Below are 22,479 nucleotides of genomic sequence, written 5' to 3' on the forward strand. Positions count from 1 at the left end.
CGAGTACTCATGATTCACGACGGACGGAGCCCCCATGCCCGGACAGTTGGAAGGCAAAACCGCACTGATCACCGGAGCCGCCCGAGGTCAGGGCCGAAGCCATGCCGTGCGATTGGCGCAGGAGGGTGCGGACATCATTGCACTCGACATCTGCCGCCAGATCGAATCGGTGGCCTACCCGATGGGTACCGCCGAGGATTTGAGGCAGACAACGGCAATGATCGAGGCGGTCGGGCGAAATGTCGTCGCGCGAGAAGTCGACGTTCGCGATTTACCCGCGCTGGGAGCCGCAGTGGCCGAAGGTATCGCAGTGTTGGGCGGCCTCGACATCGTCCTGGCCAACGCCGGTATCGGCATGATGTCCCCGGACATCGACGATGCCCGCGCCTTCCGCGACCAGATGGAGGTCAATCTTTTCGGCGTCTGGAATACCGTCCAGGCCGCAGCGCCCGCGATGATCGAGCAAGGGACAGGCGGCGCAATAGTCCTGACCGGATCAACACTGGGACTTGTCGGCCGCGGAGGTGATGGAACCGGCGGATCCGACGGCTACTGCGCGAGTAAACACGCCATCGTCGGGTTGGGGCGCACGTGGGCGCACTGGCTTGCTCCCCACAACATTCGTGTCAACTCCGTGCATCCGGCGGGAGCGAATACACCGATGGTCGTCAACGATGCCGTCGCGAAATTGTTCGCAGACTCCCCCGCATCGAGCGGAGCAGACGTCGGCAATCTCTTGGACGTCGGGCTGATCGAAGCCTCCGACGTCAGCAACGCGATAGCCTGGTTGGTCTCGGATCAGGCTCGATACGTCACAGGTATCGCGTTGCCGGTCGATGCGGGATTCACGGCCAAATAGACGCCGGATTCTCGAGCCGAATTACTGCCGATCAGTCGACGGTCGGCGCCCACTGCACACCGTTGATGTGCCCACCACCGTCGACGAAGAGAGTGTTGCCGGTGACGTAACGGCTGTCGTCGCTCGCCAGGAAGGCCGCAACGGGGCCGATGTCGTCGAGGGGATCGCCGATCCGCCCCATCGGGTTCTGGGCGGCCATCACTGCCACGTTTTCCGGATTGGCTTCGGCGACACGCTTGTACGCCGCACTCTGCGCACCGGGACAGATGACGTTGCAGTTCACGTGCTTGGGAGCCCACTCGCGGGCAGCAGTGCGAGTCAGTGTTCGCAATGCTTCCTTGGCCGCGTTGTACTGCACCGAGTACATGTGAGCATTCACGCCGTTGAGGCTGCACATGTTGATCACGCGGCCGGTGCCGTGACGCTCGAGTTCCGGCAACGCAGCCTGCATGGCCCAGAAAGCGGCCATCACTGCCATGTCGAAACCGCCGCGCAATTGCTCGTCGGTCATCTTCTCGAGCCGAGCGAAACCGAAAGTCCGCCAAGCATTGTTGACCAGGATGTCGAGGCGTCCGAACCGCTCGACGGACTTGTCGACCATGGCAACAACCTGAGCTTTGTCGGTGACGTCGGTCCGGACGAATTCCGCCTCCGCACCCCATTCGTCCCGCAACCACTGGGTGGTTTCGAGGCCCGCTGCCTCGTCGATCTCGGCAACCAACACCGACGCGCCTTCACGCGCGAACGCGCCTGCCACTCCGCGCCCGATGCCCATACCGGCACCGGTGACCACTGCTACACGTCCGTCGAGCTTGCCCACTGGGCCCTCCTTCGTCAGACCCCTACCTGGGGCGCGGCACGGTCTTGTCGATGAACAATCCCTCTACCGACACACACAATTCGCCGTCCGCAGTCTTGATCTCACCGACGGTGTGAATCTTGCGGCCGTCCTTGGAAAGGAATTTGCCGCTGATCGTGAGGGGCTCGAACAGCGGAGTCGGGCGATGGTACCGAGTGCTCAATTGTGCTGTCATGCCTGAAGTTCCACCCCAGGCATTGGCCACACCGAGAACGTGATCGAGCAGCAGAGCCGAAACACCGCCGTGTACGTGGCCGGGAGGGCCCTGGTACGGCAGCGTCAACGTGACCACTCCCTGCACCGACCCGTCAGCGAGCCCTTCCAAAACCAGCGGCGGCGCAATGGCATTCTCGGGGCCGGTCACCGGATCGTGACGAGTCACGCCCTCACCGTTCCACATGTCGATCAAGCGCTCGGCCACCTCGGGCGAGTGCTGCTCGAGGTGCTCGGCAATGCTGTTTAGCTCCTCCGCAACCCGATCCAGATTGGCGTTTCCGCGGTCGGTGCGCAGCATCGCGTCGACAACGCGACGCGCTGCTGCCGTGGCCCGGTCGACCGGGGCGTCCTGCGGCGGCGACGTCAAAACCGTGCCGCCCGGGTGTGTGGCTGCCGTGGGGTGCGTGCCGAGGTCCATCAGTTGATCTCCATTGTTGCGTGTGTGAGAACCGGGGAGTTCTCGCGCTCGGGGCACGTCGCCGCCAAGGTCAGTGTGTTGCCGTCCTGCCATACCGATGTGGTGATGGATTCGCCGGGGAACAGCGAACCGGCGAACCGCACCGAGTAGTTCTTCACCCGCGTCGGATCTCCGTCGAGAATTCCGTCGACCACCGCCTTGCAGACGATGCCGTACGACGCCAGACCGTGCAGAATCGGAGCGTCGAATCCCGCCATCTTCGCGAAGGAGGGATCAGCGTGCAGCGGGTTCATGTCTCCACTGAGTCGGTACACCAGAGCTTGTGAGGTACTCGTGCTCGACGTCAGTACCTTGTCGGGCGCCCGGTCAGGCACCCCGGCAACAACTTCGGGACCGGCGCTGCCGCCGAAGCCACCTTCGCCGCGGGCCCAGATCTGCATTCCGGTGGTCCACAACGGATTCCCGTCAAGGTCCTCGGCCGCCGTCTCGAGCACGATGACGGCAGCCTTGCCCTTGTCCCACACGTCAGCGATGCGAGTGGAAATACGAGCAGCACCCGTCGACGGGATCGGCGCGTGAAGTGTCAGCGACTGCCCACCGTGCAAAATCTTGCGCAGGTCGATGTCGATTCCCGGCATACTCATCGACGCTGCGGGCAGTACACCCGCCGAAACTCCCTGGCCTGCAACCATTGCAAAGGTCGGGAGCACTTTCAGACCATTTTCGTACACCCAGGTGAGCTCGGCGGGATCCAGAGCGTTCACGCCGGCGCCGAGCCCCAACTGGTAGAGCATGACGTCGCGGTCCGTCCACGACGCTTCGCGCACAGTCGGTTCGGCGGACAATGCCACCTCGAGATCGATAGCCATCAGTTCTCCAAAGTTCCGGCTCGGTAGACGGTCACGACGCACGCGCCGCCCAGTCCGAGGTTGTGCTGCAATCCGATTCGTGCGCCTTCGACCTGGCGAGCGTCTGCGGTCCCGCGAAGCTGCCACGTCAGTTCGGCGCACTGTGCCAGCCCGGTGGCACCCAGCGGGTGGCCCTTCGAGATCAGACCGCCAGACGGGTTGACGACCCACTGGCCGCCGTACGTAGTGGCACCGGATTCGACGAGGTTTCCGCCTTCACCGGCGCCACACATTCCGAGACCTTCGTAGGTGATGATCTCGTTGATCGCGAAGCAGTCGTGCAGTTCGATGACATCGACGTCGTCGATGCTGATGCCGGCTTCGGCAAAGACCTGCTCGGCGGCCGCAGCCGTCATCGGCGCGCCGACTACGTCGATCATCGACTTCTCGGCAAACGCTGCCGAGGTGTCGGTGGTCATGGCCTGAGCGACGATCTCGATCGCACGGTCCTCGAGTCCGTGCTCACGGACGAACTTCTCACTCACGACGACGGCAGCACCGGCACCGTCCGAAGTCGGTGAACACTGCGAGCGCGTCAGCGGCTCGTGAATCATCTTGTCGCCGAGCACCTGTTCGAGGGTGTACTCGTCACGGAACTGCGCATACGGATTGTTGACCGAGTGCTTGTGGTTCTTGACCGCCACGGCTGCAATCTGCTCGACCGTAGTGCCGTACTTCTTCATGTGCTCGACGGCGGCATTACCGAACAACTGAGCGGTCATGGGCGATCGGGCGAAGCCGTAGTCCTCGACCATGATCTTCAGCTGCGAATCCAAAGTGGTGACCTTGGGCATCTCACCGGTTCCGGTCAGCGCCGTTTTGGTCATCTTTTCGAAGCCGACGGCCAGTGCGCAGTCCGCTTGTCCGGCCTGTACCCACTCGCGCGCCATCATCAGTGCCGTCGAGCCGGTGGCGCAGTTATTGTTGACGTTGAAGATCGGGATACCGGACAGACCCGTTTCGTACAGGGCACGCTGGCCTGCTGTCGACGCGTTGAACACGTAACCGACTGCAGCACGCTGGATCTGGTCGTAGCTGATCCCGGCATCGGTGAGTGCATTCGAGACGGCTTCGGTCACCATGTCCGGGTATTCCCAGTCGCGGGTCTCGATCTTCTCGAACTTGGTCATGCCCACGCCGATGACGAAGGTGCGATTGCTCATGTGCAGGTCACTTTCCCGGTTCGGGGTCGCGAGGCAGACCCAGGATTCGCTCACCGATGATGTTGAGCTGAACATTGGTTGTACCACCCGCGATGGACATGCACTGCGAGTTCAAGAACATCTGGGTTGCAGACATCCGATGCTGTTCGCCCAGAAGTGAACTCGGCCCGGCCCACTCCATTGCCACATCCCAGACCTGCTGGATGTGCTCGACACCGATCAACTTCGCCACCGAGGATTCGGCCCCCGGCTGCGCGCCGGTGAGCGAGCGCAGCGTGGTGCGCAGACCGAGCAGACCGCCGGACTGCGCGTCGCACAGCACCTTTCCGAGCACCGTCAGCTGCTCGTCGTCGATGCCACCGGGTAGTCCGTCGACCAGACTCAGAAGAGCCTCACCACCCGATCCGAGAGACGAGTCGTTGGACAGCGAGACACGCTCGTTGGCCAGTGTGGTGCGAGCGAGCTTCCAGCCGTCCCCCGGCTCGCCGACCAGGCACTCGTCGGGGACGAAGACGTCGTCGAAGAAGACTTCGTTGAACAGTGCTTCACCGGTGATCTCGCGAAGCGGGCGAATGTCGAGGCCGCTGTTCTTGATGTCGATCAGGAAGTAGGACAGGCCCTTGTGCTTGGGGGCGTCGGCGTCGGTGCGCGCGAGGCAGATTCCCCAGTGTGCGTCGCGTGCCATCGACGTCCACACCTTCTGGCCCTGCAACTTCCAGCCACCGTCGACCTTGGTGGCCTTGGTGCTCAGAGCCGCGAGGTCGGAACCTGCGCCGGGCTCGGAGAAGAGCTGGCACCAGACGATATCGCCGCGCAGTGACGGCGGGACGAACTTGGCGAGCTGCTCTTCGTTGCCGTGCGCGATGAGCGTCGGGATGACCCAGTTGCCGATGATCATGTCGTGCGGCTTGATCTTCGCAGCGCGCAGTTCTTCGGCGATGACCAGCTGGCTGACGGCATCGGCGGACTTGCCCCACGGAGCCGTGAAGTGCGGTGCGGTGTAGCCCTTTTCCGCGAGGTACGTCTTCTGCGCGGCACCTTCGAGTTCGAGCGCAGGACCGAGCTCGGCGCGAACGTCGGCGCGGACCGCCTCGGCCTCGGGCGGCAACTCGATGCTGAGCACGCGACGGGTGCCGGCAATGGTCAGCTCGGCAACGCGACGACGCCAGGATGCCGTGGAACCCAGCAGAATTCGCAGGGACTGCGCGCGGCGCAGGCACAGGTGCGCGTCGTGCTCCCACGTGTAGCCGATTCCGCCGAGCACCTGGATGCAGTCACGCGTGACGGAGAAGCCTGCTTCGAGGGCCGTGGCTCCGGCGACGGCTGCTGCGAGAGAAGCCTCTTCGGCACCGACGCCGTTGGCGGGCGTCAGTGCGCGCGCAGCGTCCCACGCGCAGACGCGCGCCTGCTCGGCAAGAGCGAGCATCCGAGCGGCCTTGTGCTTGACGCCCTGGAACTGGCCGATCGGGCGACCGAACTGCTGACGCACCTTCGCGTAGTCGGCCGAGGTCGTGACGGCCCAGTCGGCCAAGCCTGATGCCTCGGCCGCGAACAGTGTTGCGGCAATGTCGAGTACACGCTGCGTATCGATGGTGAGGATCTCGGAATCAGCGAGGACCAGTCCGTCGACGGTGATCTCGGAGTTACGACGTACGACGTCGTAGCTGGCCAAGTCCGTGACCTCGAGGCGGTCACGTCCGAGCAGAACGAATCCGCTGTCCGTCGCGAGGAGGAACACGTCGCCGACATGGCCACCGAGAATCTGGCTGGACGTTCCACTGAGGGTGGCGGTGTCGCCGTCGCGGGCGATCTTCAGCGAACCCGGCTGCAGTGCAACGGCTCCGAGCGTGCTGCCGTCGACCAGTCCGGCCAGCGGAGCGGTGACTCCGGCGTCGCTGAGAACGGCGCTGACCACGACTGTCGGCAGGAACGTGCCGGGAACCATGGAGCGCCCGAGTTCCTCGACGACGATCGCGAGCTCGACCAATCCGTATCCAGCGCCGCCGAATTCCTCGGCCACGTGTAGTCCGAGAAGTCCCTGCTCGGCAAGCCCGCTCCAGAGTTGTGGGCGAGTTTCGACCTTCGCCTCGACCGCTTCACGGATAGCGGTGGGTGTTGCGTGACGTGCCGCCCAGCCCCGTACGGAGTCGCGGAGGTCACGATCTTCTTCACTCAATCCAATGGTCATGTCTACCTCGTCAATTCGACAGTGTGAGTACGGGTCAGATGCGTTCGATGATGGTGGCGGTAGAGAGAGCGCCACCGGCGCACATCGTGACCAGCGCCGTGGACTTGTTCGAGCGCTCGAGTTCGTGCAGCGCGGTCGTGATCAGACGAGCGCCGGTCGAACCGACGGGATGCCCGAGTGCGATCGCACCGCCGTTGACGTTGACCTTGGACAGATCTGCGTCGTGAACCTGCGCCCAGGAGAGCACTACCGAGGCGAACGCTTCGTTGATTTCGACGAGATCGATGTCGTTCAGAGTCATTCCGGCCTTGTCGAGCACCATCTGGGTGGATTCGATCGGTCCGTCCAGGTGATAGAAGGGATCGGATCCGACCATGCCGGACGCGACGATCCGCGCGCGGGGCTTCAATCCCAGTTCCTGTGCGCGCTCTTCGCTCATCAGCAGTACCGCAGCCGCGCCGTCACTGATCTGCGACGAGTTGCCGGCGGTGTGGATATGGCCTTCGATGACCGGCTTGAGTCCGGCCAGCGCCTCGGCTGTCGTCGCGCGCAGGCCACCGTCGCGGGTGACAGTGGCGATCTCACCGGTCGGCACACCTTCCTTGGTGACGACGGGAGCCTTGACTGGCACGATCTCACGGTCGAAGCGTCCTTCGGCCCAAGCCTGGGCTGCGCGGCGCTGCGATTCCAGGCCGAAGGCGTCGACGTCGGCGCGTGTGATGCCACGCTTCTCGGCGATACGCTGCGCAGAAGTGAACTGGTCACCCATGTCGATGGTCCAGTCGTCCGGGTACGGGTTTCCCGTACCGGGCGCGTTTGCCTGGCCCAGAAACACACGGCTCATCGCCTCGACGCCGCAGCCGATACCGGCCGAGATCTGACCTGAGGAAATCAGGCCGGAAATCAAATGCACTGCCTGCTGGGCAGATCCACAGGCGCAGTCGATGGTGGTTGCCGCTGTGCTGTACGGCAATCCGGCGTGCAGCCACGCTTGCCGCGTGACGTTGTTGGACTGCTCACCTGCCTGGGTGACACAGCCGCCGATGATCTGCCCGATGTCTTCCGGTGCGACGCCTGCCCGTTCGAGAACGCCGAGTTGCGCTGCTCCCAGAATCTCGGCGGGGTGCAGCCCCGCCAGGGCGCCGCGACGACGGCCGATCGGTGTCCGAGCGGCCTCGACGATGACTGCATGACCCATGATGTGCGCTCCTTCGTGGAGTTTTCGGTCGGTGAGCTGACTCACCGTCAACTTTTCTGTAATGTATTCTATTGTTGATGTCAGGGCAATGCCGGAATGAACGTCATCTTTGAACCAAGTCTGACTCGAATAATAGAATTGATTTCAATTTTGAGGACATGACGAACCCACCCCGAGAAGGGGCGAGGTCACGTCAGTGTCGTGAGAGATTCACCAGAAGCAGGTCGCACCCCTTGCGGATGTCGTACTCCGCATCCGGGATGGAAATTCGACCGTTGAGGCACGATTGGATGACCCCGAACCACAGCTGCATCAGCAGACGCAACCCGGTGTTGTCTTCCTCGGTCGGGTTCTCGATCCCGGCCGCATCGAGGATGATCTGCCGGAAGCCGCGATCGATCTTGCCCACGTCCGGCACCGTCGCGACGTTGGCGGTACTGGACGACTGCAGCATCGCAGTCGAAAGGGCCGGCCGACGCAGTAACCCGCGAGTCGCGCGCACCAGGACCTCGTACACGGCGTCCTGCGGATTGGCCGACTGCACCTGATGCTTGGCGAAACTGTCGCCGATCTGATCGATCTGCTCGACCATCACAGCGACGAAGAGGTGCGTCTTCGAAGGGAAATAACGGTAGAGAGTGCCGATGGCCACGCCTGCCCGCTTGGCAACTTCGTGCATCTGAACCCGCGAGAGTTCTTTCTCGGTCCCCAATTCGGCGGCCGCTTCCAGCATCCGCACATGGCGCGCCCGCTGCTCGTCCGAACTGGGCTCAGCAGCGTCCCTGACCTCGGCAATTCTCGGCAACGTCGCCCCCATCATCGATTATGTGTCCCGGCCGCGAACGACCGCGCTAATTCTCTCACCTGGACCACCCATCTCGGCATATTGCCCGCTCAGTGGGACCTGGCATGGCCTTCCAGTGCCGTGCGGTATTCCGTGGACACCCCACCCTCTTGGAGTAAGGACGCAATGATGCAGGACTGGACCAGCGAGTGCGACGTGTTGGTAGTCGGCTCCGGCGGCGGAGCGCTGACCGGCGCATATACCGCCGCTGCTCAGGGATTGACGACGATCGTCCTCGAGAAAACCGATCGTTTCGGCGGGACCTCCGCCTACTCGGGCGCCTCGATCTGGCTCCCAGGTACCCAGGTGCAGGAACGCGCCGGACTTCCCGACTCGACCGAGAATGCCCGCACCTATCTGCGCGCGTTGCTCGGTGACGCCGAGTCCGAGCGCCAGGACGCCTACGTCGAGACTGCTCCCGCTGTCGTCGCTCTACTCGAGCAGAACCCGAACATCGAATTCGAGTTCCGTGCGTTCCCCGACTACTACAAAGCCGAAGGCCGGATGGACACGGGACGATCCATCAACCCTCTAGATCTCGATCCCGCCGACATCGGTGACCTCGCCGGCAAGGTGCGTCCGGAACTGGACCAAGACCGCACCGGTCAGGATCATGCTCCCGGCCCGATGATCGGTGGGCGCGCACTGATCGGCCGTCTGCTGGCCGCAGTTCAGAGCACCGGTAAGGCAGAACTTCGCACCGAATCCGTCCTCACCTCCCTGATCGTGGAAGACGGCCGTGTTGTCGGCGCCGAGGTCGAATCCGGCGGCGAAACCCAGCGAATCAAGGCGAACCGCGGTGTCCTGATGGCAGCAGGCGGCATCGAAGGCAACGCCGAGATGCGTGAGCAGGCAGGCACCCCCGGCAAGGCGATCTGGAGTATGGGTCCCTTCGGCGCCAACACCGGCGACGCGATCTCTGCCGGTATTGCTGTCGGCGGCGCAACAGCCTTGCTCGATCAGGCGTGGTTCTGCCCCGGCGTCGAGCAGCCCGACGGCAGCGCCGCCTTCATGGTCGGCGTTCGCGGTGGGCTCGTCGTCGACAGCGCCGGTGAGCGCTACCTCAACGAGTCGCTTCCGTACGACCAGTTCGGACGAGCCATGGATGCTCACGACGACAACGGCTCTGCCGTGCCGTCGTTCATGATCTTCGACTCGCGCGAGGGTGGCGGACTGCCCGCCATCTGCATCCCGAACACGGCGCCCGCAAAGCACCTCGAAGCCGGAACGTGGGTCGGTGCCGACACTCTCGAAGAACTCGCTGCCAAGACCGGACTACCGGCCGACGCATTGCGCAGCACTGTCGAAAAGTTCAACGATGCCGCAAAACTGGGCGTCGACGAAGAGTTCCATCGCGGCGAAGACCCGTACGACGCGTTCTTCTGCCCACCCAACGGCGGCGCGAATGCGGCACTGACGGCCATCGAGAACGGACCGTTCTACGCGGCCCGCATCGTCCTCAGTGACCTCGGCACCAAGGGCGGATTGGTCACCGACGTCAACGGCCGAGTCCTGCGTGCTGACGGCAGCGCCATCGACGGCCTGTACGCCGCCGGCAACACGAGCGCGTCACTGAGCGGCCGCTTCTACCCCGGCCCCGGAGTTCCACTCGGCACGGCCATGGTCTTCTCGTACCGAGCAGCTCAGGACATGGCGAAGTAACCAGCACAACGAGGTCGTGGGGCAGGCAATGTCAGAATCACCTGCCCCACACTCTTTCTCACGGCGTCGCGATGTTGTATCACTCCGCGTCGATGCCAGGTAAGCCGTCCACACTCTTCGCGTTCTTCTCGGCGCGATAGGCGATGAGCCGCTCCGGACCCCTCTTCTCCGCTACGCGGTCGAGCACGTCACGATCGGATTGGTAGTCCATCAGCGGTACTGCGTATCCGCACGAATCCGAAATGCGCGTCAGATCGACCACGACGATCGACCGCAGTCCCGGGTGCTCGGGGAACCTACCGACAAGCTCGTTGAACGGTTCCGACCCTGCGGGCAGAACTTGTCCGTGACCGTGCAGTCGAACGATCTTCGGTGGTCCGTCAAATGCCATGAACATCAGGGTTATTCGCGAGTTCTCGCGCACGTGCGCGATGGTTTCCACACCGCTGCCAGTGAGATCGAGGTACGCCACGCGGGTGGATGTCAGCACCACGAACGATCCGACTCCCCCTTTGGGTGAGCAATTGATCAACCCGTCAGGAGACAACGGTGCGGTAGCAACGACGAACAGCGGTTGGGCCTGCAACCACGTGGTGAGCTTTTCATCGATGCCTTCGTAGACGCGCCCCATGTCGAGAGTGTAGTTCGCGCCGACTGGACGTCACGAGGCAGACGCTGCGGCGGCTCGAATCTCCTCACACATCGCTGCGAAGGCGCGGTCGTCGGCGGGATCCGCCGGCACTGCCAGTGCAATGCCGTCGCAGAGACTCGCGTATTTCGAACTCAGCACCCCGGGGAGTTCGGCGTAGGTGCATTGCGTGACCAAGATGTCGAGAACATCGTCCGTGAGCACCGCTGGTAGTCGATCCCAATCACCCGTTCGTGCCATCGCAGTCAGCTTCTCGCCGATTCCCGCCAAGCCGAGAACCTCGAGCGCGGTTCGATATGCCAGTGTGGAGTAGAGAAAGGCAAGTTCACTGCGCACCGCTTCTCGTCGAGCAAGTATCGCGGCACGATCTTTGCCGGTGATCGTCTTCGGAACGGCAATCAGCCGCGGCTTCCTTCCTCCTGCCGTCAATGATGGAATGATCTTCTCCGCGAGCACCTTCGGATGGGAGCTGGTGGGGTGAGCAACAAAGCCGTCGGCGACGGCTCCTGCCAGTGAGCACATGCGGGAGTTCACTCCCCCGGTCCAGATCTCGGGAGCTGGAACGTCGAGCGGCCCCGGATTGAAGTAGGGCTGCAGTCGGTTGAAGGTGTAGTGCGAGCCGGCATAGTCGAGTTCGCCGCCTGTCTGGAACGCTTGAAATATCTCCCGTACAGCACTGACGTAATCGCGCAGTTGTGCAACAGGATTGGTCCACGGCATCGAGTACCGCCCGACGATGTTCCCGCGCACCTGCGTTGCGAGCCCCAGTTGAAATCGCCCACCCGAGAAACCTGCAAGATCCCAGGCAGCCAAAGCCGTCACCATGGGACTGCGCGCAAACGCGACAACCATCGACGTCCGGACAGTGAGAGTACTGCTGTGCTCGACGGCCAGTGCCGCCACGGCAAAGGGGTCGCGAATGGTCTCGGAGATGTGCACCGTGTCGAAACCGAGGTTCTCGATGCGTTCGACGTGCTGAGCCACCTGCCGCAGCGGAGTGTCGGCAGGTAGCGAGGTCACCAATTCCATGTCAGCCCAAAGGCTCCAGACGAATCGACAGCAGCTTTCCTTCTGTTGCCACCTTGCGAGCGTGTTCGTTGAAGTCCGGGGCGGCACAGACGAACAGCGTACGACCGTCGGAACCGCCGAGCCCGCAAGCGAAGACGCCGCTGTCGAAGGCAATTTCATCGATTGTCTTGCCAGACGGGTCGACGTGGAGAATTCGACTTCCGAGTGCGTCGGCCACCCACATCGAATCGTCTCCGTCGATGCAACATCCGTCGGGCGCAACGACGATCTCAGCGAGGGTGGTCTCCATCTCGGGTCCACCAGGTACCGGCCCGAACGACGCCCAATCACGGCGTTCGCCCAGAGAGCCGTCGGGCTGGACGGCAAACGCACTGATTCGATTTCCCAGCGTTTCGTCCACGAGCAGATCTCCGGTCGACGCCAGAGCCATCCCGTTGGGGAAGTAAAGATCTCGCGCCACGACGTGCACCGATCCGTCCGGGTCGACGCGGAGGAGATCTGCCGTCTCGACGGGGGCCAGGTTCATCAGGTCGAACCCGAAGTTGCCCACGTACGCTCGTCCCTGCGCGTCGACCAGCATGTCGTTGACGTTGGCACTCACGTACCCGGACAAGTCTGCGTGCACCACCAAATCGCCATCGGATTCTCGCCGCAGAATCTTCTGGTCCCGCATGGAGACGACCAGTAATCTGCCGTCCGGAAGCCACCCCAACCCGGACGGCTGCCCTGGAATCTCCGCCTCGACGCGTACGTCGGTCCCGTCCTCACGGGCTGAAATCACCTGGTAGGTATAGAAGTCCGACACCCAAATTCGGTCCTCGTGCCAGCGCGGGCATTCGAAGTAGGTATATCCCTCGAGAACTACCGCAACCTCTGGTGCCATCAGGCTCTCCCACGTCGGTGATTGAATGGTGTGTTCACTCCATTCAATCACCGGTGCCCCGGTGGCGGTGTCCGATTCCCGACTACTCGCCGCGGTATACCTTGTCCAGCACGTCGAACGCGGATTCCCACCCGTCGTAGACGTTGCCGTCGCCCTTGAAACCCGGGATCCCGACCAGATGGAATGTCATCTCGGTCTTGTCTCCCCGATCTGCGAGCGTGACCGTGATTCGAGGCGCGGTGTCCACCGAATCTCCCGGATCCCCCCAGGTGAAGACTAGCTTTTTCGGCTCGTCGACCTCGAGATAGGTTCCACCGGTGGGAAACTCGGCACCATTCTCGTCGTTGATCATCAGGTAGCGGTACGTTCCGCCAACTCTGGGGTCGATCGTGACGTGCTCCCGAGGGCTGCTGACACCCTCGGGGTGCCACCACCGCGCCGCCTCGTCGGGATCGGTCCACGCTTGCCAGACAAGGTCACGCGGCGCATCGAAGATCCGGGTGATGGTGAATTCTGCGGTGGCATCGGCATTCTGGTCACTCATTGTCCTTCTCCTTCTTCGGTCGACGTTGCTTCAGCTCACGTAGACGCTCGTCGAGGAGGTCGAAGCGTTCGTTCCAACCGCGCCGGTGTTCGTCGACCCATGCGCTGGCGTCGTCGAGCCCCTCCGCGCGAAGGGTGCACGTGCGCCATTGCGCGGTGGCGGTTCGTTCGATGAGACCGGCTTGCTCGAGCACCTTCAGATGCTGCGAGATGGCGGGCCGACTCATCTCGAACGGCTCGGCCAGCTCACCGACGGTCATCGAACCATTCTTCAGGCGAGAGAGCATTTCACGCCTCGTCGGGTCGGCCAGTGCGCTGAACACTGAATCGAGTCGACCACTTCGCTCGTCCATGTAAGCAACTCCTTAATTAAGGAATAACTTAAACATAGAACTCACGATCCTAAGCGTCAACCCCTTCAACTCCAGGTGTATCGAAGCCGCTCGACGGTTGTCGCCTCGTCCATCTGGGAGAACGTCTCCTGCTCAGCTCCCTTCACGGACACCATCGCTTCGATGATCGACTCCCCGAAGATTTCCCTCGCCACCGAGGAGGAGTTGAACTTCTGCACGATCTCGCCGAGATCGGTGGGGACTCGGGTCACCCCGCGCTCATCACGTTCCGCCTCTGTGAGAGTCGACGGGTTCACCACGATTTCAGGCGGCAATGGCGCGGCATTGTCGATACCGATCTGCGAAAGACCGAGTACCGCAGCGGTGGCCAGATACGGATTGGCCGATGGATCGATGATCTTGACTTCGGCGTTGGCGCCGTGTGGATTCGACGGTGACTCCGTGCAGAACCTCAGTGCCGCTTCCCGGTTCTCGAGCCCCCAACAGACGTAGGCCCCCGACCAATTGTCCGGACGCAGCCTGAGGCCGGAGAGCGGCGAGGAAGCAAAGACGGCCGTGAATTCCGTGAGGTGAGAAAGGATTCCACCCAAAGCTGATGATCCTTCGTCTGTCATCCCGTAGTCCTGACCACCACCGGAGAAGACGGGCCGCCCACCTGAGATCAACGAAAAGTGCTGGTGTGCACCGTTCCCGGCACCTCCGATCGTAGGTATCGGTGAAAACGATGCCGCCAATCCATGGGCTCTGGCAGTGCGGCTGATCAAGATCCGGGCCAGCACCACAAGATCGGCCGCTTGAACAGGAGCGCTCGGAGCGATGGAGATCTCGAATTGATCCGGTCCGTACTCCGCATGAACTTGCTCGATATGAAGTTGTGCGCGTTCGGCATTGCGCAGAAGGTCCTTGAGGAAGTCCTCGCGGCGAAGGACTTCACCTAACCCGTACGCCGACCACGCTCCGTCGCACGCATCACCGAAAAGAGTGAATTCGATCTCGTGACCCACGCGAGCTTCCAGTCCGTCGGCAGCAAGCCGCGCCACGACGGCAGTGAGTGCGGACCGAGTGCACACGGCAGCCGTCGAACCGTCTTGCTCGTACAAAGTGGCCGGCGCCCACGACACGCCCCCGCCGAGATCGCGGAGGTCGGAGCGGTCGATACGCAACCGGAGATCACCCACGACGGAAAAGGAATCGGTGAAGGCAATCCGATCGTCGCTGCAGAAAACATTCCAACTCGGCGAGACCCCCGCACCGACTTCCTCGAAGACACCGCTTCGGCCTGCCGGCATCACTTTCGCCCGCGCGACACCCGCCATGTCCACGATCGAGCCGATAGTCAGCGCCGGAACTTCCCTCATCCAGAGGCAAATACCCCACTCGGCGGCGCGCCAACCGGTCAGATCAGGTTGTCCTCCACCGGCAGTCCGAACGCCGCCCGGCCGTACAGCGCCAACGCGCGCTCGGGTTCGTTGGCAACGTGAACGCTGCCCGCATGAACGTCTCGCCACGCACGCTCGATCGGGTTTCCGCGAGAGAGGGAGTTCCCGCCTGCCGTCTTGAACAGCATGTCGATCGCCTCCACCGAACGTTCCGTCGCGCGAACCTGATCACGACGCGCGCGCAGCCTCATCGAGAGCGGAAGCTCCTTGCCGGCGACAGCAAGTTCGTACATCTCCCGGATATTGCGATCCATCTGCAGAATCGCGGCATCGATCTCCGACGACGCACGCGCGACGGCAACCTGAGCGAACTGGTCCTCACTGAACCGTCCACCACCCAAGCTCAGACGGACCCGCTCACGCATCACGTCCAGGTACCCCTCGTAACAACCGGCGACGATGCCCACACACGGAGCCGCGACCGTCGAGGTGAAGATACTCCCGAACGGAAGCTTGTACAGCGGACCAGGATTGACTGCTTGGCCTGGGCCGCGAAGTTGTGCGGTCTCGTAGTTGCGCTTCAATCGGTGCTCGGGCACAAAGGCCTTGTCGACCACGATCTCGTTGCTCGCGGTGCCGCGCATCCCCACGACATCCCAGACATCTCGGATCTCGTAATCCGTACGCGGCACCAACACCGTCATGAAATCGACCGGCCGGCCGTCCATCCCGACCACCATCGCGCCCAGCAATGCCCAACTCGCGTGATCACAGCCGGAAGAGAAGCCCCACTGGCCCGACAGTTCGTAACCACCGTCCACCGCCGTCAGTCGACCGACCGGCGCGTACGCGGACGAGATGAGCGTCGTCTGATCCTCTCCCCACACGTCGGCCTGTGCCTGGTCGTCGAAAAGCGCCAGATGCCACGGGTGCACTCCCACCACCGACGCGACCCAACCGGTCGAACCACAGGCAGCGGAGATTGCCCTGACCACTTCGTAGAAGTGGACCGGGTCGCTCTCGGCGCCCCCATATCTCTTCGGCGCCAGCATGGAGAAGACGCCGGCTTCGGAAAGCTCCCGGATGGTCCGTTCGGAGATCTTGCGCGAATCGTCGACCTTCTGAGCGCGGGCCGCGATCTTCGGAAGCAGATCACGGACTGAGCTCAGAACCTTGTTGACCATGGAAGACACTCCTCGCACCGAACCGTGAGGGAGCGGATCGGCAGATAGACATAACGGCTGCCCCGTCACGATATGTCGGTCACGCGTTCCGATGATCGGAAGTCCCGGAGGCCGGGATCAGCCGCCGGATCCACTCGCTCGCCGCTGGTCCCGGCCAGTGAGACGAGGCCCCAGCGGTAATTCACGCTCCCCTAGCGTCGGGCGTCGACACTGACCCTGGAAAGGACGGGACTCATCGTGACGATCAATCAGTCCGACGACGACGAAGTTCGCGAGATCCAAGCTGGAACCGCGCCTACTCGCTTTGCACGTGGATGGCACTGCATTGGGCTCACGGAGTCCTTCAAGGACGGCCAGCCGCACTCCATCGAGGCGTTCGGCACCAAGCTCGTCGTCTTCGCCGACAGTGAAGGCAACGTCAAGATCCTCGACGCGTACTGCCGTCACATGGGTGGCGACCTGAGCCAGGGCACCATCAAGGGCGACGCCATTGCCTGTCCGTTCCACGATTGGCGCTGGGGCGGCAACGGCAAGTGCCAAAAGATTCCCTATGCACGCCGCGTTCCCCCGCTGGCCAAGACGCGCGCATGGCAGACCCTCGACCAGGACGGCATGCTCTTCGTCTGGCACGACCCCGAGGGCAACCCGCCGACCGACGACGTAGCCATCCCCCGTATCGAAGGCGCGCTCAGCGACGAGTGGAGCGACTGGGTCTGGTACACCACGACCGTCGACACCAACTGTCGTGAAATCGTCGACAACATCGTCGACATGGCGCACTTCTTCTACGTGCACTACTCCTTCCCGACGTACTTCAAGAACGTCTTCGAAGGCCACGCCGCAACGCAGTACATGCGCGGCGTCGCTCGCTCCGATATGCGTCCCCACGCAGCAGGCACCCCGAAGATGGTCGGCAGCAACTCGGTTGCCACGTACTTCGGCCCCTCCTTCATGGTCGACGACCTGACCTACGAGTACGAGGACTACAACGTCGACTCTGTGCTCATCAACTGCCACTACCCGGTCAGCGCTGACAAGTTCGTGCTCCAGTACGGCATCATCGTCAAGAAGTCGGATCGCTTCCAGGGTGAAGCCGCCGATGCGATGGCCGCGAACTTCGGCACGTTCATCGCCAAGGGCTTCGAGCAGGACGTCGAGATCTGGAAGAACAAGACTCGCATCGAGAACCCGCTCCTGTGCGAAGAGGATGGCCCGGTCTACCAGCTCCGCCGCTGGTACGAGCAGTTCTACGTCGACGTCGCGGACATCGCTCCCGAGATGACCGAACGCTTCGAATTCGAACTCGACACCGCGCGACCCGTCGCCGCCTGGCAGAAGGAAGTCGAAGACAACCTAGCTGCGAAGAAGGCAGACGAAGATGCAGCCTCTTCAGTGCGCTGAGTGCAAGGCGCAGGTCCTGGTCCAGAAGAACAGTTGGGAACACACCACCGTTCAGTGGAGTGACCAGGCCCGCGCCCAGTGCCTCGAAATCGCCGACGACCGTGAATTCGGGCAACGTGAGGGACGACCCGGTGCTCCCCGCAAGGAGTGCGGCGCCTTGATCGCGTCCATCGTGAACGCTGCAACGGCCGGCAAGCTCGAGATTCTCAACGACGAGCCGGTGCCTCAGCCGATCGTCGACGACAGCGAACCAGTACCCGCTCCGTTTCACTAGCCGAGCCAACATCTTTCGAAGAAGGTAGTAATGATCGATCCCCAGTACTACGGCCCGTGGGCAGTCATCGCCGGCGGTTCCGAAGGTGTCGGCGCAGGGTTCGCCGACGAGCTCAGCAAGATCGGCATCAACCTCGTTCTCATCGCCCGCAAGCCGGGGCCGCTCGAGGAGACTGCGGCCAAGGCACGCGCCAACGGCGTCGAAGTACGCACTCTCGCACTGGATCTATTGGTTCCCGACGCGCTCGACCAGATCAAGGCTGTCACCGACGACGTCGAGGTCGGCCTGCTCATCTTCAACGCCGGCGCCAACAGCTACGGCCACGAGTTCGTGACCGGTGATCTGACGGGATTTGCCGGAGTCATCGAGCTGAACATCAACAAGCAGCTCGAACTCTCGCACCACTTCGGCGGTTTGATGAAGGATCGCGGACGAGGCGGCATCATGCTGCTCGGTTCGCTGGCCGGATTCATGGGCTCCGAGCACCAGAGCATCTACGCGGCCTCGAAAGCTTTCGGTCGCATCTTCGCCGAAAGCCTGTGGCTCGAACTTCAGCCGTACGGCGTTCACGTCGTCGAGTTCATTCTCGGTGTCACTCGCACGCCGGCCATGATTCGCGCGGGATTGAACTTCGACATCCCGGGCATGAACGTCGCAGAGCCCGAGGATGTTGCACGCGAAGGCCTCGAACACCTTGCCGACGGCCCGATCTGGGTTGCTGCAGGAAACTACGAAGGCGCCAAGAAGCGCAGCGGCTTCCCCCGAGACAAGATGGTCAAGGGCGCTGCCGAAGCGATGCGCAAGCTGCTGAACCGCTGACTTCTGCTGTGCGCCTTTATTAACCCCCCGACGTTAAGAAAGGCGCACAGCATGGGCGTCGACATCACCACTCTTCTCGACGAACGCGAGATCACCCGCTCCATTTTCGAGTTCGCCCGAGCCATGGACGCGCGGGACTGGGATGAACTCCACCGGATCATGACTCCGGACGCTACGGCAGAACTGGGAACCGGAACTCTTCGTGGACCTGCCGAGGTAGTGGCTTCCATCCGCTCGTTCCTCGACGAGTGCGGTCCCACCCAACATCTGATCGGCAACGTGCTGGTCGAGGTGGTCGGTGATATTGCCACCAGCCGCTCCTATGTCAGCGACATGCATGTGGGCACCGGGAGCAAAGCTCACCTGAACTTCTTCACCCTCGGCGACTACCACGATTCGTGGACCCGAATCGACGGAAGGTGGCGAATGACGCACCGCACCAAGCATTCACACGCCAGTCAGGGATCCATCGAGGTTCTGGGTGCCGGCCCCAGCGGTTGGCGGAGCTGACTCAGCTCAACATCGACGAACGGCCGGTCGCGAGTGGACTCTTGCTGGTGAGTCCACCGTCGACCACCAAGGTCTGCCCCGTCATGTAGCGAGATTCGTCCGAGGCCAGGTAGAGCATGGCGTGTGCGATGTCTTCGGGCTCACCGAGGTAGGGCAGCGCGTTTGCCTGCTTCATGCCGTCGATGACATCAGCAGGGATGTTGTCCACGAGTGCGGGTGTCATGATCGCGCCCGGCGCTACGGCGTTGCATCGAACACCGTTTGCTCCGTACTGGACTGCGATGTACTGCGTCAGACGAATGACTGCCGCTTTGGCGGATCCGTAGGCAGACTGCAGGGAATCCCCGATCAATCCACCTACCGAGGCCGTGTTGACGATCGATCCTCCACCGGTACTGTTCATGTGCGGAATGGCAAGTCGTGAAGCGACGACAGTGCTGCGGACGTTGAGCGACATCACGCGATCCCACTCGTCCAGGTCCATCCGGAGCAGGTCGAGATCCTTGCGCGGATTACTACCGCCCACGTGATTGCACAAGACGTTGATGCCACCGAATTCGGCGACCGCCCTTTCGATCATCGTTGCCAGAGACTCCTCGTTCATGACATCGACGCCGAAACCCAGCGCAGTGCCACCGGTCTCGCGCATCGCCGCCGCTGCTTCCTCCGCTCGCGCTGGATCGAGGTCGGCGACCAGCACCTTGGCGCCTTCTGCCGCCATGAGTTGTGCTGCTGCACGCCCGATTCCGCTGGCGGCGCCGGTGATCACTACATTTTTGCCTTCGAGCCTGTTCATATTCATTCCCTTCGCGGGGAATCGCCGTACCCGGATCTCATGTGCCCGAAATTGACAGCTCGGCGATTACCCGATCACTACCAGTGAACGCAGGATCGACAGCCGCGTCCAACTTTCTTGAATGAACTCACAAGTACGTGACCACGGCCCGCGCACCTGCTACACCGCCGAAATCGAGTGGCGACAGAAGACTCTACTGTGCTGAAGTGGCACTATGCAGAATTCTGTTCGACCGCTGTCCATCGACGACCTCGACCGTGCCGCCGAGGTTCTCGGCGAGGCTTTTGCCGACTATCCCTGGACGAACTGGTGCGTCGCCGAAGACTCTCACGTGGAACGGGTCGCCGCTCTGCAACGGATCTACCTCGAACACCTGGCACTACCGTTCGGACGTTCATACATCGATGATTCAGGCAACGGCGTCATCGCAGTCCTGCCGCCCGACGCCCCGGAGCCTGATGAAGCGACTGTCGAGAAGATCGTGGAACTGCACGGAGATCGGTTCGAGCGCGTTCTCCAGGCTGACGAACAACTGTCTGCGCTTCCCGCCCTCGAGCACGCGTGGTCGTTGGCAACGATCGGTACGACACCGCATTCGCAGGGCAGTGGATTGGGCTCTGCACTACTGAAACATGCTTTGGCGGAACTGGATCGAACCGAACAGGCTTGCTGGCTCGACACGTCGACCGAACGAAATCTCCCGCTGTACCAACGGTTCGGTTTCACGATCGTCGGCCAGACCTCGCTCCCCGACGGACCGGACGTATGGCGGATGCATCGACTTCAGGGCTGATTGTTCGACTTCAGCACTCGCCGAATCATTTTCGACAACGACGCGTATTGGGTGATCGTGTTGACGGCGATCCACCTCGAGACCGGCCACGTCCGGGTCCACGAGAAAACCCCGACCGACAGCAGTTGATCGTCTTCGAGAGTTCCCACGTATCGACGCAGCGCTGCGACAGCCGCGCGCAAACGATCCCGAAGCTCTCGAACCGAGGTACCTGCACTCGCCTCGACCACCGACTGGTTCAGCGCGGGTGTTTGCGTCCACCTGTAACCCGCAGCCGGCGTCTGCGGTGTCTCGTCTCGCAGTCCGGCACCTATCCACTCTACGACGGCCTCTGCCCACCAGACACGCACAGCGAGTACGTCGTGCACCGTCCACGCATCGACGGCAACGGCGTCGAACGCATCGGCCTCGGCGACGCCGTCGAGTAACGCGTCGAGTTTCGAATACGCCGAGTCCAGCGCACTCGCCAGTTCCTCACGTGACAAGGTCTGCGCCACAATGCCTCCGAACGATCAGTAGAGAAAGAAGAAGCGGGACCATCTCGACTCGATGGCCCCGCATTCAACATTAACGTCCTACGAGTTTCAGTTCAGCTCGCCCAGGAACCTTTCGAGGTTCTCGGCGATCTCCTTCGACTTGGTGTGGTGTAGGTAGTGGTCTCCGTCCAGCAAGACCAATTCACCATGATCGACCGATGCTGCCTGTTCTTCGTGCAGCTCTGTCCAGCCCTGGACCTTGGAATTCTGTACAGCGAACAACAGAATCGGGAGATCGGCAGGGAACGTCTTGCCGATTGCCGCGGCGAAGTTGCTGGAAAGGTGATCCATTTCGTTGAGATACGTGTCGCTGAAGTTGTTCTTCGCGACCAGTCGGCTCATCTCTGCCTTCTCGGCTTCATCGAGGTAGGCATCGGTTTCCTCACTGCCACCGAGTTTCGCCAGAACGTCGGAGAAGCCCAATTTCTTTGCAACGCGGAAGACTTCGATCGGGAACTTGGTGTCCATGTTCGGCTGCCCTGGGACGCTGCTGTCGATGCCCACGAAAGCGGTGACCTCGTCGCCGTACTTCGCGGTGTAGTCCAAGGCATAAACACCTGTGATGGAGTGACCCATGAGGATGTATTCGTCAATCCCCAAGGCCTGCACAGCCTCGTGTATCTCTTCGACGATGTTCTCAGCCGTGCGGTCCTTGTCGGTTGCGTCGCTGTATCCGTAGCCGAAGGGCTCGATCGTGACAACGCGGTAGTCAGGTGCAAGCTCGTCGATGAGTGATTTGAAGTCGAGGATCGGTGCGGACGTTCCGAACCCGGGCAGCAGCACGATGGTCCGATCACCGCTGCCGCGAATCGAGTAGCTCATGTTCTTGCCGTCGACGGACACGAACTGGTTGCCCGTTTCCGCGGTCGGAACGTTCGCCTTGCTGGAGCCGACGTTGAATACGAGCGCTATCGATACCAGCACAACCAGAACTACGGACACCGAAGCAACCACCTTCAGTGCAACGGTACGAATCTTCTTCATTCTCATCCTCATCTTCTCGGGCGTCGATACG

The 22,479-nt window shown here is 62.2% G+C and carries 24 protein-coding genes; 7 read left to right on the forward strand and 17 right to left on the reverse strand.

Going from position 1 to position 22,479, the window contains the following annotated elements; all coding sequences use genetic code 11:
• Nucleotides 1–34: 34 nt before the first annotated feature.
• The gene (locus FEZ59_RS10250; protein WP_021331981.1) at nt 35–859 is read left to right on the forward strand and encodes a mycofactocin-coupled SDR family oxidoreductase; all 825 of its coding nucleotides are present in this window, start codon (nt 35–37) and stop codon (nt 857–859) included.
• A gap of 31 nt (nt 860–890) precedes the next feature.
• Here FEZ59_RS10250 and FEZ59_RS10255 read toward each other — a convergent pair whose 3' ends face one another.
• The 7 genes from FEZ59_RS10255 to FEZ59_RS10285 all read right to left on the reverse strand — a co-directional run bounded on the left by FEZ59_RS10255 (nt 891) and on the right by FEZ59_RS10285 (nt 8,629).
• The gene (locus tag FEZ59_RS10255; RefSeq protein ID WP_021331980.1) at nt 891–1,679 is read right to left on the reverse strand and encodes an SDR family oxidoreductase; all 789 of its coding nucleotides are present in this window, start codon (nt 1,677–1,679) and stop codon (nt 891–893) included.
• 22 nt (nt 1,680–1,701) lie between these two features.
• On the reverse strand, nt 1,702–2,352 hold the full coding sequence (locus FEZ59_RS10260; RefSeq protein WP_021331979.1) for a PaaI family thioesterase: 651 nt from the start codon (nt 2,350–2,352) through the stop codon (nt 1,702–1,704).
• Nucleotides 2,352–3,221, reverse strand: a complete 870-nt coding sequence (locus FEZ59_RS10265) for a MaoC/PaaZ C-terminal domain-containing protein (RefSeq protein ID WP_021331978.1) — start codon at nt 3,219–3,221, stop codon at nt 2,352–2,354. Before FEZ59_RS10265 ends, FEZ59_RS10260 begins: the two co-directional genes overlap by 1 nt.
• On the reverse strand, nt 3,221–4,423 hold the full coding sequence (locus tag FEZ59_RS10270; RefSeq protein WP_047889698.1) for a lipid-transfer protein: 1,203 nt from the start codon (nt 4,421–4,423) through the stop codon (nt 3,221–3,223). Before FEZ59_RS10270 ends, FEZ59_RS10265 begins: the two co-directional genes overlap by 1 nt.
• A 7-nt stretch (nt 4,424–4,430) precedes the next feature.
• Nucleotides 4,431–6,611 carry an acyl-CoA dehydrogenase gene (locus FEZ59_RS10275; RefSeq protein WP_172932599.1) on the reverse strand — a complete coding sequence of 727 codons (2,181 nt, stop codon included), beginning with the start codon at nt 6,609–6,611 and terminating at the stop codon, nt 4,431–4,433.
• Between the two features lie 34 nt (nt 6,612–6,645).
• Nucleotides 6,646–7,809: a steroid 3-ketoacyl-CoA thiolase gene (locus FEZ59_RS10280; protein WP_020970810.1), complete on the reverse strand. Its 1,164-nt coding sequence runs from the start codon at nt 7,807–7,809 to the stop codon at nt 6,646–6,648.
• A gap of 193 nt (nt 7,810–8,002) precedes the next feature.
• Nucleotides 8,003–8,629, reverse strand: a complete 627-nt coding sequence (locus FEZ59_RS10285) for a TetR family transcriptional regulator (protein ID WP_019745323.1) — start codon at nt 8,627–8,629, stop codon at nt 8,003–8,005.
• Between the two features lie 153 nt (nt 8,630–8,782).
• On the opposite strand from FEZ59_RS10285, the gene FEZ59_RS10290 reads away from it, so the two are divergent.
• Nucleotides 8,783–10,315, forward strand: a complete 1,533-nt coding sequence (locus FEZ59_RS10290) for an FAD-dependent oxidoreductase (protein WP_020909157.1) — start codon at nt 8,783–8,785, stop codon at nt 10,313–10,315.
• Nucleotides 10,316–10,394: 79 nt separating this feature from the next.
• Here the strand turns inward: FEZ59_RS10290 and FEZ59_RS10295 are convergent, their stop codons facing one another.
• From FEZ59_RS10295 to hsaA, 7 genes are all read right to left on the reverse strand, one after another.
• Nucleotides 10,395–10,946, reverse strand: a complete 552-nt coding sequence (locus FEZ59_RS10295) for a pyridoxamine 5'-phosphate oxidase family protein (protein WP_172932600.1) — start codon at nt 10,944–10,946, stop codon at nt 10,395–10,397.
• Between the two features lie 30 nt (nt 10,947–10,976).
• Complete coding sequence (locus FEZ59_RS10300) at nt 10,977–11,993, reverse strand: LLM class flavin-dependent oxidoreductase (protein WP_134999022.1); 1,017 nt, start codon at nt 11,991–11,993, stop codon at nt 10,977–10,979.
• 1 nt (nt 11,994) lies between these two features.
• On the reverse strand, nt 11,995–12,876 hold the full coding sequence (locus FEZ59_RS10305) for an SMP-30/gluconolactonase/LRE family protein (protein ID WP_172932601.1): 882 nt from the start codon (nt 12,874–12,876) through the stop codon (nt 11,995–11,997).
• 82 nt (nt 12,877–12,958) lie between these two features.
• The gene (locus FEZ59_RS10310; protein ID WP_021345567.1) at nt 12,959–13,420 is read right to left on the reverse strand and encodes an SRPBCC domain-containing protein; all 462 of its coding nucleotides are present in this window, start codon (nt 13,418–13,420) and stop codon (nt 12,959–12,961) included.
• Nucleotides 13,413–13,772: a metalloregulator ArsR/SmtB family transcription factor gene (locus tag FEZ59_RS10315; RefSeq protein WP_133727114.1), complete on the reverse strand. Its 360-nt coding sequence runs from the start codon at nt 13,770–13,772 to the stop codon at nt 13,413–13,415. The genes FEZ59_RS10310 and FEZ59_RS10315 overlap by 8 nt, the downstream gene beginning before the upstream one ends.
• A 65-nt stretch (nt 13,773–13,837) precedes the next feature.
• A complete protein-coding gene (locus FEZ59_RS10320; RefSeq protein ID WP_172932602.1) occupies nt 13,838–15,130 on the reverse strand; it encodes a glutamine synthetase family protein in 1,293 nt (430 codons plus the stop codon).
• 38 nt (nt 15,131–15,168) lie between these two features.
• Nucleotides 15,169–16,335: a 3-hydroxy-9,10-secoandrosta-1,3,5(10)-triene-9,17-dione monooxygenase oxygenase subunit gene (gene hsaA, locus FEZ59_RS10325; RefSeq protein ID WP_020970820.1), complete on the reverse strand. Its 1,167-nt coding sequence runs from the start codon at nt 16,333–16,335 to the stop codon at nt 15,169–15,171.
• Between the two features lie 237 nt (nt 16,336–16,572).
• Here hsaA and FEZ59_RS10330 point away from each other — a divergent pair, with 237 nt between their 5' ends.
• The 4 genes from FEZ59_RS10330 to FEZ59_RS10345 are packed head-to-tail and all read left to right on the forward strand — an operon-like array spanning nt 16,573 to nt 19,339.
• Nucleotides 16,573–17,736 carry a Rieske 2Fe-2S domain-containing protein gene (locus tag FEZ59_RS10330; protein ID WP_172932603.1) on the forward strand — a complete coding sequence of 388 codons (1,164 nt, stop codon included), beginning with the start codon at nt 16,573–16,575 and terminating at the stop codon, nt 17,734–17,736.
• Complete coding sequence (locus FEZ59_RS10335; RefSeq protein WP_019745334.1) at nt 17,714–18,010, forward strand: hypothetical protein; 297 nt, start codon at nt 17,714–17,716, stop codon at nt 18,008–18,010. The genes FEZ59_RS10330 and FEZ59_RS10335 overlap by 23 nt, the downstream gene beginning before the upstream one ends.
• Before the next feature lie 30 nt (nt 18,011–18,040).
• Complete coding sequence (locus tag FEZ59_RS10340; protein WP_020909164.1) at nt 18,041–18,829, forward strand: SDR family NAD(P)-dependent oxidoreductase; 789 nt, start codon at nt 18,041–18,043, stop codon at nt 18,827–18,829.
• A 51-nt stretch (nt 18,830–18,880) separates the two neighbouring features.
• Entirely contained in the window at nt 18,881–19,339 is a 459-nt protein-coding gene (locus tag FEZ59_RS10345) for a nuclear transport factor 2 family protein (RefSeq protein ID WP_021331968.1), read from the forward strand.
• Nucleotide 19,340: 1 nt separating this feature from the next.
• Here the strand turns inward: FEZ59_RS10345 and FEZ59_RS10350 are convergent, their stop codons facing one another.
• The gene (locus FEZ59_RS10350) at nt 19,341–20,135 is read right to left on the reverse strand and encodes an SDR family NAD(P)-dependent oxidoreductase (protein WP_134999021.1); all 795 of its coding nucleotides are present in this window, start codon (nt 20,133–20,135) and stop codon (nt 19,341–19,343) included.
• 214 nt (nt 20,136–20,349) lie between these two features.
• Here FEZ59_RS10350 and FEZ59_RS10355 point away from each other — a divergent pair, with 214 nt between their 5' ends.
• The gene (locus tag FEZ59_RS10355) at nt 20,350–20,928 is read left to right on the forward strand and encodes a GNAT family N-acetyltransferase (protein ID WP_019745338.1); all 579 of its coding nucleotides are present in this window, start codon (nt 20,350–20,352) and stop codon (nt 20,926–20,928) included.
• Here FEZ59_RS10355 and FEZ59_RS10360 read toward each other — a convergent pair.
• Both FEZ59_RS10360 and FEZ59_RS10365 read right to left on the reverse strand, forming a co-directional pair.
• A complete protein-coding gene (locus tag FEZ59_RS10360; RefSeq protein WP_029256277.1) occupies nt 20,919–21,425 on the reverse strand; it encodes a ClbS/DfsB family four-helix bundle protein in 507 nt (168 codons plus the stop codon). The genes FEZ59_RS10355 and FEZ59_RS10360 overlap by 10 nt on opposite strands.
• 87 nt (nt 21,426–21,512) lie before the next feature.
• Nucleotides 21,513–22,448 carry an alpha/beta hydrolase gene (locus FEZ59_RS10365; protein WP_029256278.1) on the reverse strand — a complete coding sequence of 312 codons (936 nt, stop codon included), beginning with the start codon at nt 22,446–22,448 and terminating at the stop codon, nt 21,513–21,515.
• Nucleotides 22,449–22,479: the final 31 nt, after the last annotated feature.

This window comes from Rhodococcus sp. MS13, assembly GCF_013277835.1.
Taxonomy (GTDB): Bacteria; Actinomycetota; Actinomycetes; order Mycobacteriales; family Mycobacteriaceae; genus Rhodococcus_F; species Rhodococcus_F erythropolis.

Coding starts and splice junctions, on each gene's coding strand:
- FEZ59_RS10250 (WP_021331981.1), top strand. CDS start 35: ATGCCCGGACAGTTGGAAGGCAAAACCGCACTGATCACCGGAGCCGCC.
- FEZ59_RS10260 (WP_021331979.1), bottom strand. CDS start 2,352: ATGGACCTCGGCACGCACCCCACGGCAGCCACACACCCGGGCGGCACG.
- FEZ59_RS10265 (WP_021331978.1), bottom strand. CDS start 3,221: ATGGCTATCGATCTCGAGGTGGCATTGTCCGCCGAACCGACTGTGCGC.
- FEZ59_RS10270 (WP_047889698.1), bottom strand. CDS start 4,423: ATGAGCAATCGCACCTTCGTCATCGGCGTGGGCATGACCAAGTTCGAG.
- FEZ59_RS10275 (WP_172932599.1), bottom strand. CDS start 6,611: ATGACCATTGGATTGAGTGAAGAAGATCGTGACCTCCGCGACTCCGTA.
- FEZ59_RS10280 (WP_020970810.1), bottom strand. CDS start 7,809: ATGGGTCATGCAGTCATCGTCGAGGCCGCTCGGACACCGATCGGCCGT.
- FEZ59_RS10285 (WP_019745323.1), bottom strand. CDS start 8,629: ATGATGGGGGCGACGTTGCCGAGAATTGCCGAGGTCAGGGACGCTGCT.
- FEZ59_RS10290 (WP_020909157.1), top strand. CDS start 8,783: ATGCAGGACTGGACCAGCGAGTGCGACGTGTTGGTAGTCGGCTCCGGC.
- FEZ59_RS10295 (WP_172932600.1), bottom strand. CDS start 10,946: ATGGGGCGCGTCTACGAAGGCATCGATGAAAAGCTCACCACGTGGTTG.
- FEZ59_RS10300 (WP_134999022.1), bottom strand. CDS start 11,993: ATGGAATTGGTGACCTCGCTACCTGCCGACACTCCGCTGCGGCAGGTG.
- FEZ59_RS10305 (WP_172932601.1), bottom strand. CDS start 12,876: ATGGCACCAGAGGTTGCGGTAGTTCTCGAGGGATATACCTACTTCGAA.
- FEZ59_RS10310 (WP_021345567.1), bottom strand. CDS start 13,420: ATGAGTGACCAGAATGCCGATGCCACCGCAGAATTCACCATCACCCGG.
- FEZ59_RS10315 (WP_133727114.1), bottom strand. CDS start 13,772: ATGGACGAGCGAAGTGGTCGACTCGATTCAGTGTTCAGCGCACTGGCC.
- FEZ59_RS10320 (WP_172932602.1), bottom strand. CDS start 15,130: ATGAGGGAAGTTCCGGCGCTGACTATCGGCTCGATCGTGGACATGGCG.
- hsaA (WP_020970820.1), bottom strand. CDS start 16,335: ATGGTCAACAAGGTTCTGAGCTCAGTCCGTGATCTGCTTCCGAAGATC.
- FEZ59_RS10335 (WP_019745334.1), top strand. CDS start 17,714: ATGCAGCCTCTTCAGTGCGCTGAGTGCAAGGCGCAGGTCCTGGTCCAG.
- FEZ59_RS10340 (WP_020909164.1), top strand. CDS start 18,041: ATGATCGATCCCCAGTACTACGGCCCGTGGGCAGTCATCGCCGGCGGT.
- FEZ59_RS10345 (WP_021331968.1), top strand. CDS start 18,881: ATGGGCGTCGACATCACCACTCTTCTCGACGAACGCGAGATCACCCGC.
- FEZ59_RS10350 (WP_134999021.1), bottom strand. CDS start 20,135: ATGAACAGGCTCGAAGGCAAAAATGTAGTGATCACCGGCGCCGCCAGC.
- FEZ59_RS10355 (WP_019745338.1), top strand. CDS start 20,350: ATGCAGAATTCTGTTCGACCGCTGTCCATCGACGACCTCGACCGTGCC.
- FEZ59_RS10365 (WP_029256278.1), bottom strand. CDS start 22,448: ATGAAGAAGATTCGTACCGTTGCACTGAAGGTGGTTGCTTCGGTGTCC.